This window comes from Rhodopila sp., from assembly GCF_965276935.1.
Classification (GTDB): domain Bacteria; phylum Pseudomonadota; class Alphaproteobacteria; order Acetobacterales; family Acetobacteraceae; genus Rhodopila.
Genome location: NZ_CBDIBS010000002.1, coordinates 842742 through 856839, shown reverse-complemented (window position 1 = coordinate 856839; position 14098 = coordinate 842742). Strand labels below are relative to the sequence as shown.

The following is a 14098-nucleotide window of genomic DNA, read 5'->3' as shown; positions in this document are numbered from 1 at the left end:
CCTCAGTCTCCCGCCACCGGCTGGCGCTCGGGCACTCTCGCACGCTCCCTCTGGTTGATCCGCTGCACGCGGAACAGGCGCAGCACGACGACGAAGAACACCGGCACCAGGAAGATCGCCAGCACGGTGGCACTCAGCATGCCGCCGACCACGCCGGTGCCGATGGCGTTCTGGCCGCCGGAGCCGGCGCCGGTGGAAATCGCCAGCGGCGCCACCCCCAGGATGAACGCCAGCGAGGTCATCAGGATCGGCCGCAGACGTTCCCGCGCCGCGGTCGCCGCCGCGTCGGCCAGGCTTTGACCCGCCTCGAAATTCGCCTTGGCGAATTCCACGATCAAGATGGCGTTCTTCGACGACAGGCCGATCGTCGTCAGCAGGCCGACCTGGAAATACACGTTGTTGTCCAGCCCGCGCAGCGAAGTCGCCAGCACCGCGCCCACCACGCCGAGCGGCACCACCAGCAGCACTGCGGCCGGGATCGACCAGCTTTCATACAGCGCGGCCAGACACAGGAACACGACGACCAGCGATCCGCTGTACAGCAGCCCGGTCTGCGAGCCGGATTTCTGCTCCTCATAGGATAACCCGGTCCATTCGTAGCCGAAGCCGGCCGGCAGCTTGCTAGCGAGTTCCTGCATCGCCTGCATGGCGGTGCCGGTGCTCTGCCCCGGCGCCGGCGAGCCGAGGATCTCGATCGACGGCACCCCGTCATAACGCTCCAGCTTGGGTGAGCCATAGGTCCAGTGCCCGGTGGCGAAGGACGAGAACCTGACCATCTGGCCCTGGCTGTTGCGCACATACCAGTCGTCCAACTGATCAGGCAGCATGCGGGAATTGCTCTCGCCCTGCAGATAAACCCGCTTGACCCGGCCGCGGTCAACGAAGTCGTTGACATAGGCCGAACCCCAGGCGGCTGACAGGGTGGTGTTGATGTCGGCGATGCTCAGGCTCTGCGCGTTCGCCTTCTCCCGGTCGATGGCGATGGTGTATTGCGGCTCGTCGTTCAGGCCGTTCGGGCGCACCGCCATCAGCCTTGGGTCCTTGGCCGCCGCGGCCAGCAACTGGTTGCGTGCCGCCATCAGCTTGTCGTGGCTGGCATTGCTGCGGTCCATCAGCTCGAAATCGAAGCCGGTGGCATTACCGAGTTCCAGCACCGCCGGCGGCGCGAAGGCGAACACCTGCGCGTCCTTGATCTGCTTGAAGTGCGCCATCGCCCGGGCGGCGATCGCCGCCACCTTGTTCTGCGCCCCAGGACGCTGGCTCCAGTCCGTCAGCTTGACAAAGGCCAGACCGGCGTTCTGGCCGCGCCCGCCGAAGCTGAAGCCGTTGACCTCGAACACGCCCTGCACGTTGCTGGCCTCATCCGTGCGCAGGTAGTTGGAGACGTCGTCCAGCACCTGCTGCGTGCGCACGCTGGTGGCGCCGGGCGGGCCGGTGATCTGGATGAACATCACGCCCTGGTCCTCGTCCGGCAGGAAGCCGCTGGGGATTTGCAGGAACACCACCGCCAGTACGCCGACCACGCCGGCGAACACCAGGAACGACAGGACCGGGTGGCCGATCGCCCGCTTCACGACGCCAACGTACCGGCTGTTGCCGCGGTCGAAGCTGCGGTTGAACCAGCCGAAGAAGCCGCGCTTCGCCCCCGGTTTTGGGCGCTTCAGGATCGTCGCGCACAGCGCCGGCGTGAAGATCAACGCAACCAGCACCGACAGCACCATGGAGGAAACGATCGTTATGGAGAACTGCCGGTAGATCACGCCGATCGAGCCGCTGAAGAACGACATCGGCAGGAACACCGCCGTCAGCACCAGGGCGATGCCGACCAGCGCGCCGGAAATCTCGTCCATCGACTTGCGGGTGGCTTGCTTGGGCGAGAGATCCGGCTCCTCCGCCATGACCCGCTCGACGTTTTCGACCACCACGATCGCATCGTCCACCAGCAAACCGATGGCGAGCACCATGCCGAACATCGTCAGGCTGTTGATCGAGAACCCGGCCAGCGACAGGACCGCGCAGGTCCCCAGCAGCACGACCGGCACGGCGATGGTCGGGATCAGCGTCGCCCGCAGGTTCTGCAGGAACAGGTACATGATCAGGAACACCAGCACGATGGCGATGCCCAGGGTCACCGCCACGTCATGGATCGAGAGTTCCACGAACGGCGTGGTGTCGTATGGATAGATCGGCTCGACACCCTGCGGGAAGTTCGGCCGCAGTTGCTCGATCGTCGCGCGCACCGCCTTGACCGTCTCCAGCGCATTGGCGCCGCTGGCGAGCTTCACCGCCAGGGCCGAGGACGGATGGCCGTTGTACTTCGTGGTCATCGAGTAGGTTTCGGCGCCCAGCTCGATCCGTGCCACGTCGCGCAGCAGCACCTTGGCCCCGTTCGGCTGCACCCGCAGCAGGATGTTGCCGAACTGCTCCGGCTTCTGCATGTACGACGGGCCGATGATGGTGGCGTTGAGCTGCTGGTTTGCCACCGACGGCAGGCCGCCGAGTTCGCCGGCCGCCACCTGAACGTTCTGCGCCTGGATCGCCGTGCTGACATCGCCGGGCGTCAGTCCATAATTGAACAGCTTCGCCGGGTCGAGCCAGATCCGCATGGCATATTGCGAGCCGAAAAGCTGATAGTCACCGACGCCGTTGGTGCGGCTGATGGGGTCCTGCACCGTGGATGCGATGAAATCGCCCAGGTCGGCGGAACTCATGGAATCATCGGTGGAGACGAAGCCGACCACGACCAGGAAGTTCTTCGTCGCCTTCGCCACCTGGATACCCTGCTGCTGCACCACCTGCGGCAGCCGCGGTTCCGCCAACTGCAGCTTGTTCTGCACCTGCACCTGGGCGATGTCGGGGCTGGTGCCCTGGTCGAAGTACAGCGTGATGGTGATGCTGCCGTCCTTGTCGCTTTCCGACGAGAAGTACAGCAGGTGATCCAGACCGCTGAGCTGCTGCTCGATCACCTGCACCACCGTGCTCTGCACCGTCTCGGCGGAGGCGCCGGGGTAGGTGACGGTGATCGAGACCGCCGGCGGCGCGATGCTGGGATATTGCGCGATCGGCAGCGTGACGACGGCGACGGCGCCGGCCAGCATCAGCACGATGGCCAGCACCCAGGCGAAGACCGGACGGTCGATAAAGAAACGCGACATGGGATGCCTTACTTCGCGGCCGGTGTGGCAGTCTGAGACGCCGGCGACGAGGCTGGCGTCGGCGAAGACGGCGCGGCGCTGTCGTCGAGCTTCACCTCGTTGGCGGTCACCTCCAGTCCGGGGTGCACCATCTGCACCCCCTTGACGATCAGCCTGTCGCCGTCGTTCAGACCCTTGCTGACCAGCCAGAAATCGCCGATCGCGCGGTCGGTGGTCAGGCTCCGGCGCTGCACCTTGCCGTCGGCAGCCACCACCAGCGCGGTCGGCTCGCCCTTCTGATCATGCGTCACACCCTGCTGCGGTGCCAGGATGCCGTTCTGCCGGATGCCTTCCTGCAGTTCCTCGCGAACGAACATGCCCGGCAGCAGCAGCCCGGAATCGTTCGGGAACACCGCGCGCAAGGTAACCGCTCCGGTTCCCTGGTCGACCGTCACCTCGCTGAACTGCATCTTGCCGCTCTGATCGTAGCGGGAGCCGTCTTCCAGCATCAGCGTGACAGGAACCTTGTTGTCGCCGGTCGTCTTGATCTGCCCGCTGGCCAACTCCCGTTTCAGCCGAAGGATGGTGGTGCTGGGCTGGGTGACGTCGACGTAGATCGGGTTGAGATCGGTGACCGTGACCAGCGACGTCGTCTGGTCGGCCGTCACCAGCGCACCCTCGGTCACCGAGGAGCGGCTGCTGCGCCCGGCGATCGGCGACAGCACCTTGGTATAGGCCAGGTTGATGGCGGCGCTCTTGATTGCCGCCTGGGCCGATGCGACGTCCGCCTGGTTCTGCTGCAGCGTGCCGACCGCGTTGTCCAGGTCCTGCGAGCTGACCGCATAGGCGGCGACCAGCGGGCGATAGCGGCTGACGGTCGATTGCGCGGTCTTCACCGAGGCCTGCGCCCGCATCAGGCTTGCCTGTGCGCTGGCCAGGCTGGCCTCATACGGCGCCGGGTCGATCTGGTAGAGCTGCTGGCCGGCCCGCACCACATCGCCCTCGATGAACAGCCGCTTGAGGATGACCCCGCTGACCTGCGGCCGGACTTCCGCCGTTCGATAGGCCGAGGTACGTCCCGGCAGCTCGGTCGTCAGCTTCACCGGCTGAGCATGCAGCGTCACCACGTCGACGGATGGCTTGGGCGGCGGTCCAGCGGCCTGAGTCGGCTTGTCCTTGCACCCCGACAGGCACAGACAGAGCACCGTCACGGCAGCCGTGCCGATATGCGACGCCCGGTTTCGTCGGATCGTCATGGATATACCTCACTCGAACCCCGGGGAAAAATGACCATGGCTGCTGTTCGGGCATTGCACGACATCCCATGCGCAATGCAAGAGCGCCCGCATACGGAATGTGCGACGTCGTGCCGCACGATCGGAACGGCCGGCGCCTCCAATTGCGAAACTGCTTGGTTTCCTTGCCTGGAAACTGAACAGTTTTGGTATTCCTGTCAATGGGTCTACTTCTGCTCCGGCAATGCATCGCCCCGCGGACCGGGAGCTGATCAGGCGGGAGGCTTAACGGTGGAAACAAGAACCTTGGGAGCGCCGAACATGCCAGCCAGGAGCCCCGGCGGTAGCCATGCCGGCCGGCCGCGGCAAATGTCGGAAGCCGAGCGGCGTGCACACTTGGTCGCCGTCGCCGGCACGATGTTCCTGCAGAGAGGTTACCGCGCCACGACGATGGACGACATCGCGCAGTGTGCCGGCATGTCGAAGAAGACGGTCTATCAAATATTTCCGGCGAAATCAGAGCTGTTCGATGCCTTGCTGACGGCATGGCTGGCGCCCTTCACCCTGCCGGTCGAAACCGGTGGGCGATCACCCCGTGAGGTCTTGAACGACGTCTTGTGCCGGCTGGTGAACTTCGCGCTGTCCGAGCGGCAGATCTCGATGACCCGGCTGCTGATCGCCGAGACCCCGTATTCGAAGGATATCGCCATCGTGCTGGAACGGCAGGGCATCGGGCGCGGCAAGGGCGCGCTGGAACGCTGGCTGGCCGCTGAGGCGGCGCTCGGGACGTTCAGGATCGATGACCCGGAGAACGCCGCCGGTACGCTGTTCTTCGCCGCGGCCGGCGATTTCCTGTTCGGCTTGCTGTTGCGAACCCGGCCCCGGCCAAGTGCCGAGGATGTCGCGGCCCAGGTGGAGCGGGCGGTCACGACCTTCTGTCAACAGGTCGTATAAGGCGACGCGACTGAGGGTCCGGATGGCGGTCTCGGCCGGCGCGGCTTGAAACCTTCCCGCCGCGGCGCAATGCTGCGTCGTAGCGGCAAGAAGGACAATAAATCATGCACGACATCGTCATCCGAGGCGGCACCATTGTCGACGGCACGGGCGCCAAAAGCTACGCCGGCGACGTCGCCATCGATGGCGATCGCATCGCGCAGGTCGGCGGCAAGGCTGGTCCCGGCAAGCGGGAGATCGACGCGGACGGCCAGTTGATCACCCCAGGCTGGGTCGACATCCACACCCACTACGACGGCCAGGCCACTTGGGACCCGATCCTGGCGCCATCCTCCTGGCACGGCGCCACCACCATCCTGATGGGCAACTGCGGCGTCGGCTTTGCCCCGGTCCGCAAGGCCGATCACGACTGCCTGATCGACCTGATGGAGGGGGTGGAGGACATCCCCGGCATCGCCCTGGCCGAGGGCCTCGCCTGGGACTGGGAGAGCTTTCCCGACTACCTGAACGCGCTGGACCGCTTCCCGCGCACCATCGACGTCGCCGCCCAGGTGCCGCACCACCCGCTGCGCGTCTACGTCATGGGCGACCGCGCGGTGCGCCGTGAAATCGCCACCGCCACCGACATCGCGGCGATGGCCCGCCTGACCGAGGAAGCCCTGCGCGCCGGCGCCTTCGGCTTCACCACCTCCCGCACCGAGCAGCACAAGACCACCCGGGGCGAACTGGTGCCCGGCCGCTTCGCCGAAAACCAGGAGCTGTTCGGCATCGGTTCGGCACTCGGCCGCACCGGCAGCGGCGCCTTCGGCATGTTGAGCGACTTCGACGACGAAGCCGCCGAGTTCGAATGGATGAGCACGCTGTCCAAGTCCACCGGCCGGCCGCTGTGGTTCCTGCTGACCGACCGGTCCTATGATCCGGACCGCTACCACCGGCTGATGAACGGCGTGCGCAAGGCGCGTGCCGGCGGTGCGGCGGTGACCGCGCAGGTGGCGGGGCGGCCGGTCGGCATCATCCTGGGACTGACCACCTCGCTGAACCCGTTCGCCGCGCGCCCGGCCTTCGCGGCGCTGACCGCGCTGTCCGTGCGCGACCGGCTGGCCCGGCTGCGCGATCCGGCGGTGCGGGCGCAGATCCTGTCGCAGGCGGCGTCGGAGGACCTGCTCGCCATCCTGCCGCCGCTGCAACGCCCGATCGCGACCCGCTGGGACCGGCAATACGTACTGGGCGATCCGCCGGATTACGAACCGGACCAAAGCCGCAGCATCGCCGCGATGGCGGCCAGGACGAACCTGACGCCGGACGAATTCTGCTACGACTACCTGACCGGCGAGAACGGCGACCGCATGCTGTTCTATCCCGTCACCAACTACGTCCACGGCGACCACGGCGTGGTGCACGACATGATCGCCGATCCGGACACCATCCTGGGCCTGGGCGACGGCGGCGCGCATTGCGGCCTGATCTGCGACAGCAGTCTGCCGTCGTACATGCTGACCCACTGGGTGCGCGACCGTCATCGCGGCCCCCGCTTCCCGCTGGAGTTCATCGTCAAGCGCCTGACCAGCGAAACCGCTGACTTCTTCGGCTTTCACGACCGCGGCCGTCTGGCAGTCGGCAAGAAGGCCGATGTCAACGTGGTGGACATGGGCACGCTGCGGCTGCACCACCCGGAACTGCGGCACGACCTGCCGGCCGGCGGCAAGCGCCTGGTGCAGCGGGTGGATGGCTATACCGCGACGATCGTTGCCGGGATGCCGATCTTTGAGCGGGGGGAGGAGACGGGGGCGCGGCCGGGGAAGCTGGTGCGGGCGGGTGGGGGGTAAGGAGCTGCCGATGCAAAGGTGAAAATTGTGGTGTTCACGGAAAACCCACGCTTGCTGCCGGCAAAACGGTCTCGCGTGACTCCTGAAGCCTCTTCCCAAGCCTAGTTCGGCACTGACAACTCGACCGAAACCGGGCAGTGATCCGACAGCCTGTCCTTCCACGCCCGCTCGGTCTCCCGATACACCAATACCTTCAGCGTCGCCGGCTGCATCCAGTCAGCGGCGGCACCCCCGGCCAGGATGTGGTCGATGAACGACTCGCTGCCCCAGCATGGCGAACTGTGCCCCTCGGTCGCTCGCACCAGCGGCGCCGCCTCCCGCAATGCGGCCACGAACGTGTCGCGCCCGTCCATCCAGCGGTTGAAATCACCCAACACGATGAACGCCTCGCCGGCGTCCTTCCGTGCCTCGATCCACGCTTCCAACGGCGCCACCTGCTCCTTCAGCTCCCTGCACGCTCGGCTTCTCGCCCGTGCCAGCGGCACATCGCGGCAGCCCTTCTTCAAATGCACCGCCAGCACCCGCAGATCGCCCGAGGCCAGATGCAACGTGATGTCGGCGCCGCTGCGCAGATGCTTCTCCGCCAGCGCGGTGACATCGGGATTGACATCGTAACGCAATCCGCGCCGCACCACGATGCCGACCCTCTGGACAACGTGATCCCTGGTCATGTGGATGGAATAAAGCGCACGCGGAAACACCTTTGCCGCCGCGCCGCTGCCATCGACCTCCTCGATCGCCACCAGGTCAGCCTTGAGTTCCTGGGCATACGCGGCCAGGCGCGCGAAATCCGCATCCGTGCGCGGTGTCACGTCCGCCGGCAGCTCCGGATCGCCCGCCGCGCGGGTGGTCAGCCAATCCAGGTTCCAGGTGGCGATCTTCAGTTCCGAGGCCCCTGCCTGGAGGGGCAGGAACATGACCAGCATGACCAGCAGTTGTTTCATCATGATCGAATTCGCAGCCGCTGACGTTTCATTTTCGAATGTGACACGACCGCTGTCCGAACGATAGCGTTTTGTAAGCAGGCCAACTTTGGAAAGTAAACGTCCGTCCCTGACCGTTCAGAGCATCAGAACACCGTGGCGTTCAATCAGTCCGCCAGTCGTGTCGGCAGTCATGCCACCGGCCGGCAAGACATAAAGTCGCTTCTCCAGCCATCAAGCCGCCACCGCCGACGCCTCCGCCCGAGCTGCCTCAAGGCACGCCTCCACGGCCTCGCGCAGCGAACTGGTGTAGATATCGGCCCCCACCGCCGTCCGGAGCCGGTCATCCGCCAGGATCGCCTGCTCCTCCGGCCATAGCCCGACAAGCAGCCGAACCGTCGGAAGCCGCTGTCGAAGCCGGCGCAGCAGGTATCGCAGGTGCGAAGGTGTCCCCGCCAGCTCGAGATAACATAGGCACACCATCGCCACGCCGTCGCCATCCAAGGTGGCGATCCTTGTCCGGGAAACGGCTTCGTGCGGCAGAACCCTGGCCTTCAGGCCGTTCTTGTGCAGCAACTGCGCCAGCAGGCTGGCTGCCATCTCGTCCAATGGTCCACGCCCGGCTATGCACAAGACCGGCGCCCGGCCCTGCCAGGAATCCGGCAGCGCATCCTCGGACAACTTTCCCGGCGCCGGATGTTTTGGGATGTCCTGCTCGCCGCGGGACGGCGATGTCGCCGCGGCCTCGGCCGCATCCTTGCCTCTCGGCTCGTCATCGTCATGCTCATCCAGATCGTCGATCAGGCTCTGGATGGAATGCTTGATCCGGTCGAGCTGGGCCTCGGTCAGCACGCCGCGCGCGGAGTCATTGGCGGCGAGCTGCAAGCCCTTCAGCGCCACCTCGTCGTAATACGACGACAATGGACGGTCGCGCAGCAAGACCTCCGCCTGATCGCGCGCCTCATCCGGATCGCCGGCCAACATGCGCTGATAGAAGCTCTCCACCGGCGTCAGGGCAGGACGGTCGCCCAGGATGACCTCCAGGAACTCCAGCCGTTCCACGTGACGTCCCAGCACCACTAGGCACAGGGTCAGCGGGGTCGATAGGATCAGGCCGATCGGACCCCACAGCCAGGTCCAGAAGGTGGCAGACACCACCACGGAAAACGGCGACAGGCCGGTGCTGTGACCATAAAGCATGGGTTCCACGACCTGACCCATGATCGCCTCGGTCATCAGGAAAAGCCCGGCGGTCCAAAGCACCATCGACCAGCCAGGGTCGACCGCCGCGGCCAGCGCCAGCGGAAGGATCGCCGCCAGCGGCGCCCCAATATAAGGGACAAAACGCAGCAGCATGCCGAGCACGCCCCACAGCAACGGCGACGGCACGCCGATCAGCAGCAAGCCGGTGCCGATGATCACGCCGAACGCCGCGTTGATGCCGAGCTGGGTCAGGAAATAGCGTGACAGCCGCCGCGCCGCGTCGTTCATGGCAACCGTGGTGCGGTGCAGGTCGGATGAGCCGAACAGCCGGATCAGCCGGTCGCGCAGGTCTTCCCGCTGCAGCAGCACGAAGATCGCGACGATCAGCACGATGGCAGTTGTCGACAGCGGCGCGACGACCGGCCCGATCACCCGCTCGGCGATCTCGATCGGCGTCGCGTCCGGCTGACGCACCTCCACCTGCATGGGCTTCTGACCGGCGCCCCCCGCCGGTGTGCCGCCTTGCGGCGGCCGAGGCACGTCGGTCTGTCCAAGCGGCTGTCCCAGGCGACGCATGACGAGGTTCATCCGGGTCAGCGCAAAACTCTGGACCGTGTCGACTTTCGACTGGATCGTCGTCGCGTAGCGCGGCACGTCCTGCACCAGTCCCGCGAGTTGCGTGCCGATCAGGCCGCCCACCGCGATGATGATGCCCAGGGCGAGCACCACGGCGATCAGGACAGAGGGCACACGCCCCAGGTGGATGCGCCGCAGCAGGTGCACCACCGGTGCCAGCAGGAACGACAGCAACACGGCCAGGGTGATCGGGATCAGGACGGTGCGGCCAAGATACAGCCCGGCCACGACGACCACACACACCGCCAAGGTCAGCAGTCCGCTCAGGCCCGGTGTTTCCGCCGCCGGCACCGTGGCGGGCCGCCGGTCGGTGATCGTTACCTTGTCGGACATCGGCTCCGCCTCATGCATGAACAAACGGTCAACGCCATAGCTGGTATTTCGTTTGGATCACATTGGCAACAGGATTCCGCCCAGGATCGTTCTGGCGGCCTGGCCCGCGGACAGCGATGTGGCGTTGATCACCGCCAGGCGGAAGCCGCCCGGCGGCATCGCGTGATGCGCCGGCGCCTTTTCCTCATGGAACGTGATCTGCACGCTGGAAACGCCGTCAAGGGCACGGATGCGGTCGACGACATCGGCCGGCGGATGGCGGTAGCGCGCGCCATGCGGGCCGAACAGCACGACACTGTAACCGTCGCGGCGATCGATGTCCGCGTAATGCCAATCACCGGTGGCATAAAGCCGCACGACCGCCTGCACCCAGCCTGGCCCATACAGATCGGGCCACTGGTCGGCGAAGCGCAGATGCGCCTCGATGATGCGGCCGCCAATGGTCTCCAGGTTCACCATGCCAGTATAGCCGGCCAGGTGCTTGGCCGCCCAGGCGCCGCACCAGCTCTCGATGTCCGGCATCGGCTTGGTATGGATATGCCAGTAGTCGAACGTGCCACCCGGTCCGGCCACGCCGGTGGTGTGGCGCCACCAGCGCGGCTGGCCACCGATCAAGGCGACGTCGCTGCTGACATGCGCGCCGGTCAGCAGGGTGCACCAGAAATGCCCGGCGGTCTGGGCGGCCTTGTAGTCCGCGGCCGAGGCGATCGTCCGGCTGCCGACCCCCATGCCGCGCAGGTTGGTGATCGGCTTGGAAAACACCGGAAACCGCGGCGGCATGACACCGTGCGGCGCCGCCTCCAGCCCCTGCGACAGCGCCACCGCCAGCTTGTCGTAGATCCAGCGGTGCGCCGGATAAAGCCGCCACGCGTCCGGATCGTCGGTCGGAATGATCACGTTGTCCGGGCAGGGGATGTTCTCGAAGTACTGCAGCCGCCAGGGATCTTCCTCGTGGATCGGCATCCGCTATCCCGGCACCGGCGCGTTCGGGTGCAACAGGTTTTCGTTGCGCAGGTCCGACCGCAGGCCGGCGGGGATCTTCATTGTGAACAGCGGCAGGTTCTGGTTGAACTCCGCCGCCGTCCGAGGCCCCGGTATGACCGCGGCGACCACCGGATGGGCGAGCGGGAACTGCAACGCCGCGGCCGGCAGCGGCACCTTGTGCGCCGCGCACACCGCGGCGATCTTGTTCACGCGCGCCACCACCTCCGGCGGCGCGGCGGCATAGTTCCAGGTGTCGCGCCCCGCCAGGATGCCGGAGTTCAACGGGCCGCCGACCACGATCGAGGTGCCGCGTGACTGGCACAGCGGGATCAGCTCGTCCAGCGGCGCCTGCTCCAGCAGCGTATAGCGGCCGGCCAGCAGGAAGGCGTCCCAGTCGCCGAAGCCCAACGCGTCGATCAGTACCTGGGATTCGTTAACGCCGATGCCGATGGCGCCGACAACGCCGGTGCGACGCAGTTCGTCCAGCGCCTTGTAGCCGCTGTCGCGCAGGATCTTCAGGTGGTGGCGGTTGAGTTCATCGCCATGCTGGTAGGCGCCGATGTCATGCACATACAGGATGTCGATCCGCGCCAAACCCAGGCGCTGGTAGCTGTCCTCGACCGATCGCATGATGCCGTCATGGGAGTAATCGTAAACCACCTCGAACGGCATCGGCGACAGGCGGCCGTCGGCGGAGGGCGCGGTGCTGGTCCTTGGCCGCAGCAACCGGCCGGCCTTGGTGGACAGCACCCAGGCATCCCGGTCCTGCTCGCGCAGCGCATCGCCAACCCGGTGTTCGGCGGCGCCGACGCCGTAAAAAGGTGCTGTATCGAAATAACGCACGCTTGCGTCCCAGGCGGCGGTGACCATGGCCTCGCCTTCTGCCCGGGTCACCGGGATGCGGCTGCCGCCCATCGTGGCGGTGCCGAGGCCCAGAGTGGTGACATGCAGCTTGGTGCGGCCGATCTGACGCTTTTCCCATTCGGGCATGGCTTGGAACCTCCTATTTCTAATCGGCAGATTTGATCCTGCTGTTAAGGGATGGGCGTGGTCAAAGTTTGTTTGAAGATCCGGCAGCGGGTGATCGCACATGGTCCTTGGCTTTAGTCCATCGAACTTGATGATAGCCGCCGAGGTGGCGGCAATGGCGGAAGGCAATCAAGCGGACACGGAGGTGCACGAAGTGCCCACGGAGTTGCACGGAGGGAAGATGTCCATGGGTCACGCCCGATGCGACGAGCGACGTGTCCACGCGCACAGCGCGATGATTTCGTGGACTGCACCCAAGAATGGCACCTCATCTTCTCCGTGAAACTCCGTGCGCACTTCGTGCAACTCCGTGTCCGCTTGCTTTCATATCCGCCGCACCAGCCTGGCAGCTTGCCCCGCGGCCCTGGCAGATGTGAAGCGAGGGGATATTGGCGTGCCGGTGGGCTTCAAACAATCAAGATGCGGAAGCCGAGCCGTATGGGTATGAGCCTGGCACATGAGCAACGCAACGGCGCATAAACAGCCAAGTTATTCCTTGAAGTCGGCTTACATGCCGTGATGTCGATCGCGTACGCCTTCTTGCGGAAGCGGAACAGGCGCAATGCCGAAAGCGGTTCCGACTATCCTGCCGCGTCTGGCACGCGCGTGCCATATGATCCGGCGCCCCGGACAGCAACGCTAAGTACTTCAAGATGAACCAGTTGGCCGTCGGCATCGAGATCAAGCATGACATCGGGCGCTACCTCCGTTGTCTGGGCAATTTCCACGTTGTCCGAGACGAAGCGTGCCTCAAACGCGTTCACTTCCGGGTCGTAGCTGGTCCGCATCATCGCTTTGCGCTCCTGTCGAAGAAGGCTGCCACAACCAGAATATCGGGTCCGTCAGCCCAATGCATAACCCGTAACACGCGACTGCCAAATTGAGCGATCGCGTTTATCGAGGTGGTCAGAGTCCGGTGTCATCCAGTCCGGTGTCAGCACAGTTGCCTCAATCCAGCAACGACCAAACGTTTTTTTGCTCTCCGCTTTTCAGTGTGGATCGAAAGCTTGGGCATAGCAGTCCAGGTGTTCGTCGCCTCGGCGCTTCATGCTTCCACGCGGCTACTTTGTGTTGTCGTATTCCTTTCGCAGGTCTTGCCAGAAATCCCACATGAGACTTGATCTGGTCACCGCCGGCGGCGTGATGACGGCAGCAAGCGGGAGAGCAGACGCCATCAGGGTATGAATACGGTCTGCCATCATACGGTCCGTTGCACTTGCAATTCTAGTCGCCTAGATCAACACTATCAGCCATCGTCAACCGCGGGAGACCGTTCGGATCATGCCTCACCACGCGCGGCGTCTTATCGTCTTCCTCACCCCGCTGCTCCTGCTCGCGGCCTGCGGATCTGACCAGCAGCATACTGCTCGGCTTCTCAACCGGCGGATGCAGGCGCGTCTGGCGGACGACATCGCGGCCGGCCGAGCCGCGGTGCAGCCACGGCCGGACGGGACGCGGATCACGTTTCTCGATGCCTCGTCGGCGCCAGGCGGCCCTGCCGTATCCGATCCCCACGAAGGCAGTCTGCGTGCCAGCATGGTCGAGGGCCTGCTAGACCCGACCCTGATGCGTGTCGCGGTGACGGACACCTCCACGCTGCCGGACGATCAGCGGGCTGCACGGATCAAGAACCTGACCGATTTCTTCCAGACCTATGGGCTCGGCCAGATGCTTCTGCCCAACCCGCCGCAGCGCCCGATGCCGTTGGGAGCGGCCACGCCAATGCCGCCGGGCCTGACGGTTACCATCGCTTTGCAGTGCCCGCGACGGCCCGGCATCGGCTACGGCAGCGGCGCGCGGGAGCCTGCCTGCGATTAGACGGCCTCCTGCCGCGGGTGGTG

Annotated in this window: 10 protein-coding genes; 3 read left to right on the top strand and 7 right to left on the bottom strand. The window is 65.5% G+C overall.

Annotated elements, in window-relative coordinates; genetic code table 11:
* Nucleotides 1-2: 2 nt before the first annotated feature.
* Nucleotides 3-3155, bottom strand: a complete 3153-nt coding sequence (locus ACQY4S_RS06965) for an efflux RND transporter permease subunit (RefSeq protein ID WP_428484459.1) — start codon at nucleotides 3153-3155, stop codon at nucleotides 3-5.
* A gap of 8 nt (nucleotides 3156-3163) precedes the next feature.
* Nucleotides 3164-4390 carry an efflux RND transporter periplasmic adaptor subunit gene (locus ACQY4S_RS06960; protein ID WP_428484458.1) on the bottom strand — a complete coding sequence of 409 codons (1227 nt, stop codon included), beginning with the start codon at nucleotides 4388-4390 and terminating at the stop codon, nucleotides 3164-3166.
* 300 nt (nucleotides 4391-4690) lie between these two features.
* Here ACQY4S_RS06960 and ACQY4S_RS06955 point away from each other — a divergent pair, with 300 nt between their 5' ends.
* The gene (locus ACQY4S_RS06955) at nucleotides 4691-5323 is read left to right on the top strand and encodes a TetR/AcrR family transcriptional regulator (protein ID WP_428484457.1); all 633 of its coding nucleotides are present in this window, start codon (nucleotides 4691-4693) and stop codon (nucleotides 5321-5323) included.
* A 104-nt stretch (nucleotides 5324-5427) separates the two neighbouring features.
* Entirely contained in the window at nucleotides 5428-7149 is a 1722-nt protein-coding gene (locus tag ACQY4S_RS06950) for an N-acyl-D-amino-acid deacylase family protein (RefSeq protein ID WP_428484456.1), read from the top strand.
* Between the two features lie 101 nt (nucleotides 7150-7250).
* Here the strand turns inward: ACQY4S_RS06950 and ACQY4S_RS06945 are convergent, their stop codons facing one another.
* The 5 genes from ACQY4S_RS06945 to ACQY4S_RS06925 form a co-directional block, all read right to left on the bottom strand.
* On the bottom strand, nucleotides 7251-8096 hold the full coding sequence (locus tag ACQY4S_RS06945; RefSeq protein ID WP_428484455.1) for an endonuclease/exonuclease/phosphatase family protein: 846 nt from the start codon (nucleotides 8094-8096) through the stop codon (nucleotides 7251-7253).
* A gap of 210 nt (nucleotides 8097-8306) precedes the next feature.
* Nucleotides 8307-10244 (bottom strand): AI-2E family transporter, encoded by a 1938-nt coding sequence (locus tag ACQY4S_RS06940; RefSeq protein WP_428484454.1) that lies wholly within the window; start codon nucleotides 10242-10244, stop codon nucleotides 8307-8309.
* Nucleotides 10245-10301: 57 nt separating this feature from the next.
* A complete protein-coding gene (locus tag ACQY4S_RS06935) occupies nucleotides 10302-11207 on the bottom strand; it encodes a hypothetical protein (RefSeq protein ID WP_428484453.1) in 906 nt (301 codons plus the stop codon).
* 3 nt (nucleotides 11208-11210) lie between these two features.
* Entirely contained in the window at nucleotides 11211-12218 is a 1008-nt protein-coding gene (locus tag ACQY4S_RS06930; protein ID WP_428484452.1) for an aldo/keto reductase, read from the bottom strand.
* A gap of 620 nt (nucleotides 12219-12838) precedes the next feature.
* Nucleotides 12839-13048 (bottom strand): DUF2283 domain-containing protein, encoded by a 210-nt coding sequence (locus ACQY4S_RS06925; RefSeq protein WP_428484451.1) that lies wholly within the window; start codon nucleotides 13046-13048, stop codon nucleotides 12839-12841.
* A gap of 490 nt (nucleotides 13049-13538) precedes the next feature.
* On the opposite strand from ACQY4S_RS06925, the gene ACQY4S_RS06920 reads away from it, so the two are divergent.
* Nucleotides 13539-14075 (top strand): hypothetical protein, encoded by a 537-nt coding sequence (locus ACQY4S_RS06920; RefSeq protein ID WP_428484450.1) that lies wholly within the window; start codon nucleotides 13539-13541, stop codon nucleotides 14073-14075.
* The last annotated feature ends 23 nt before the right edge of the window (nucleotides 14076-14098 follow it).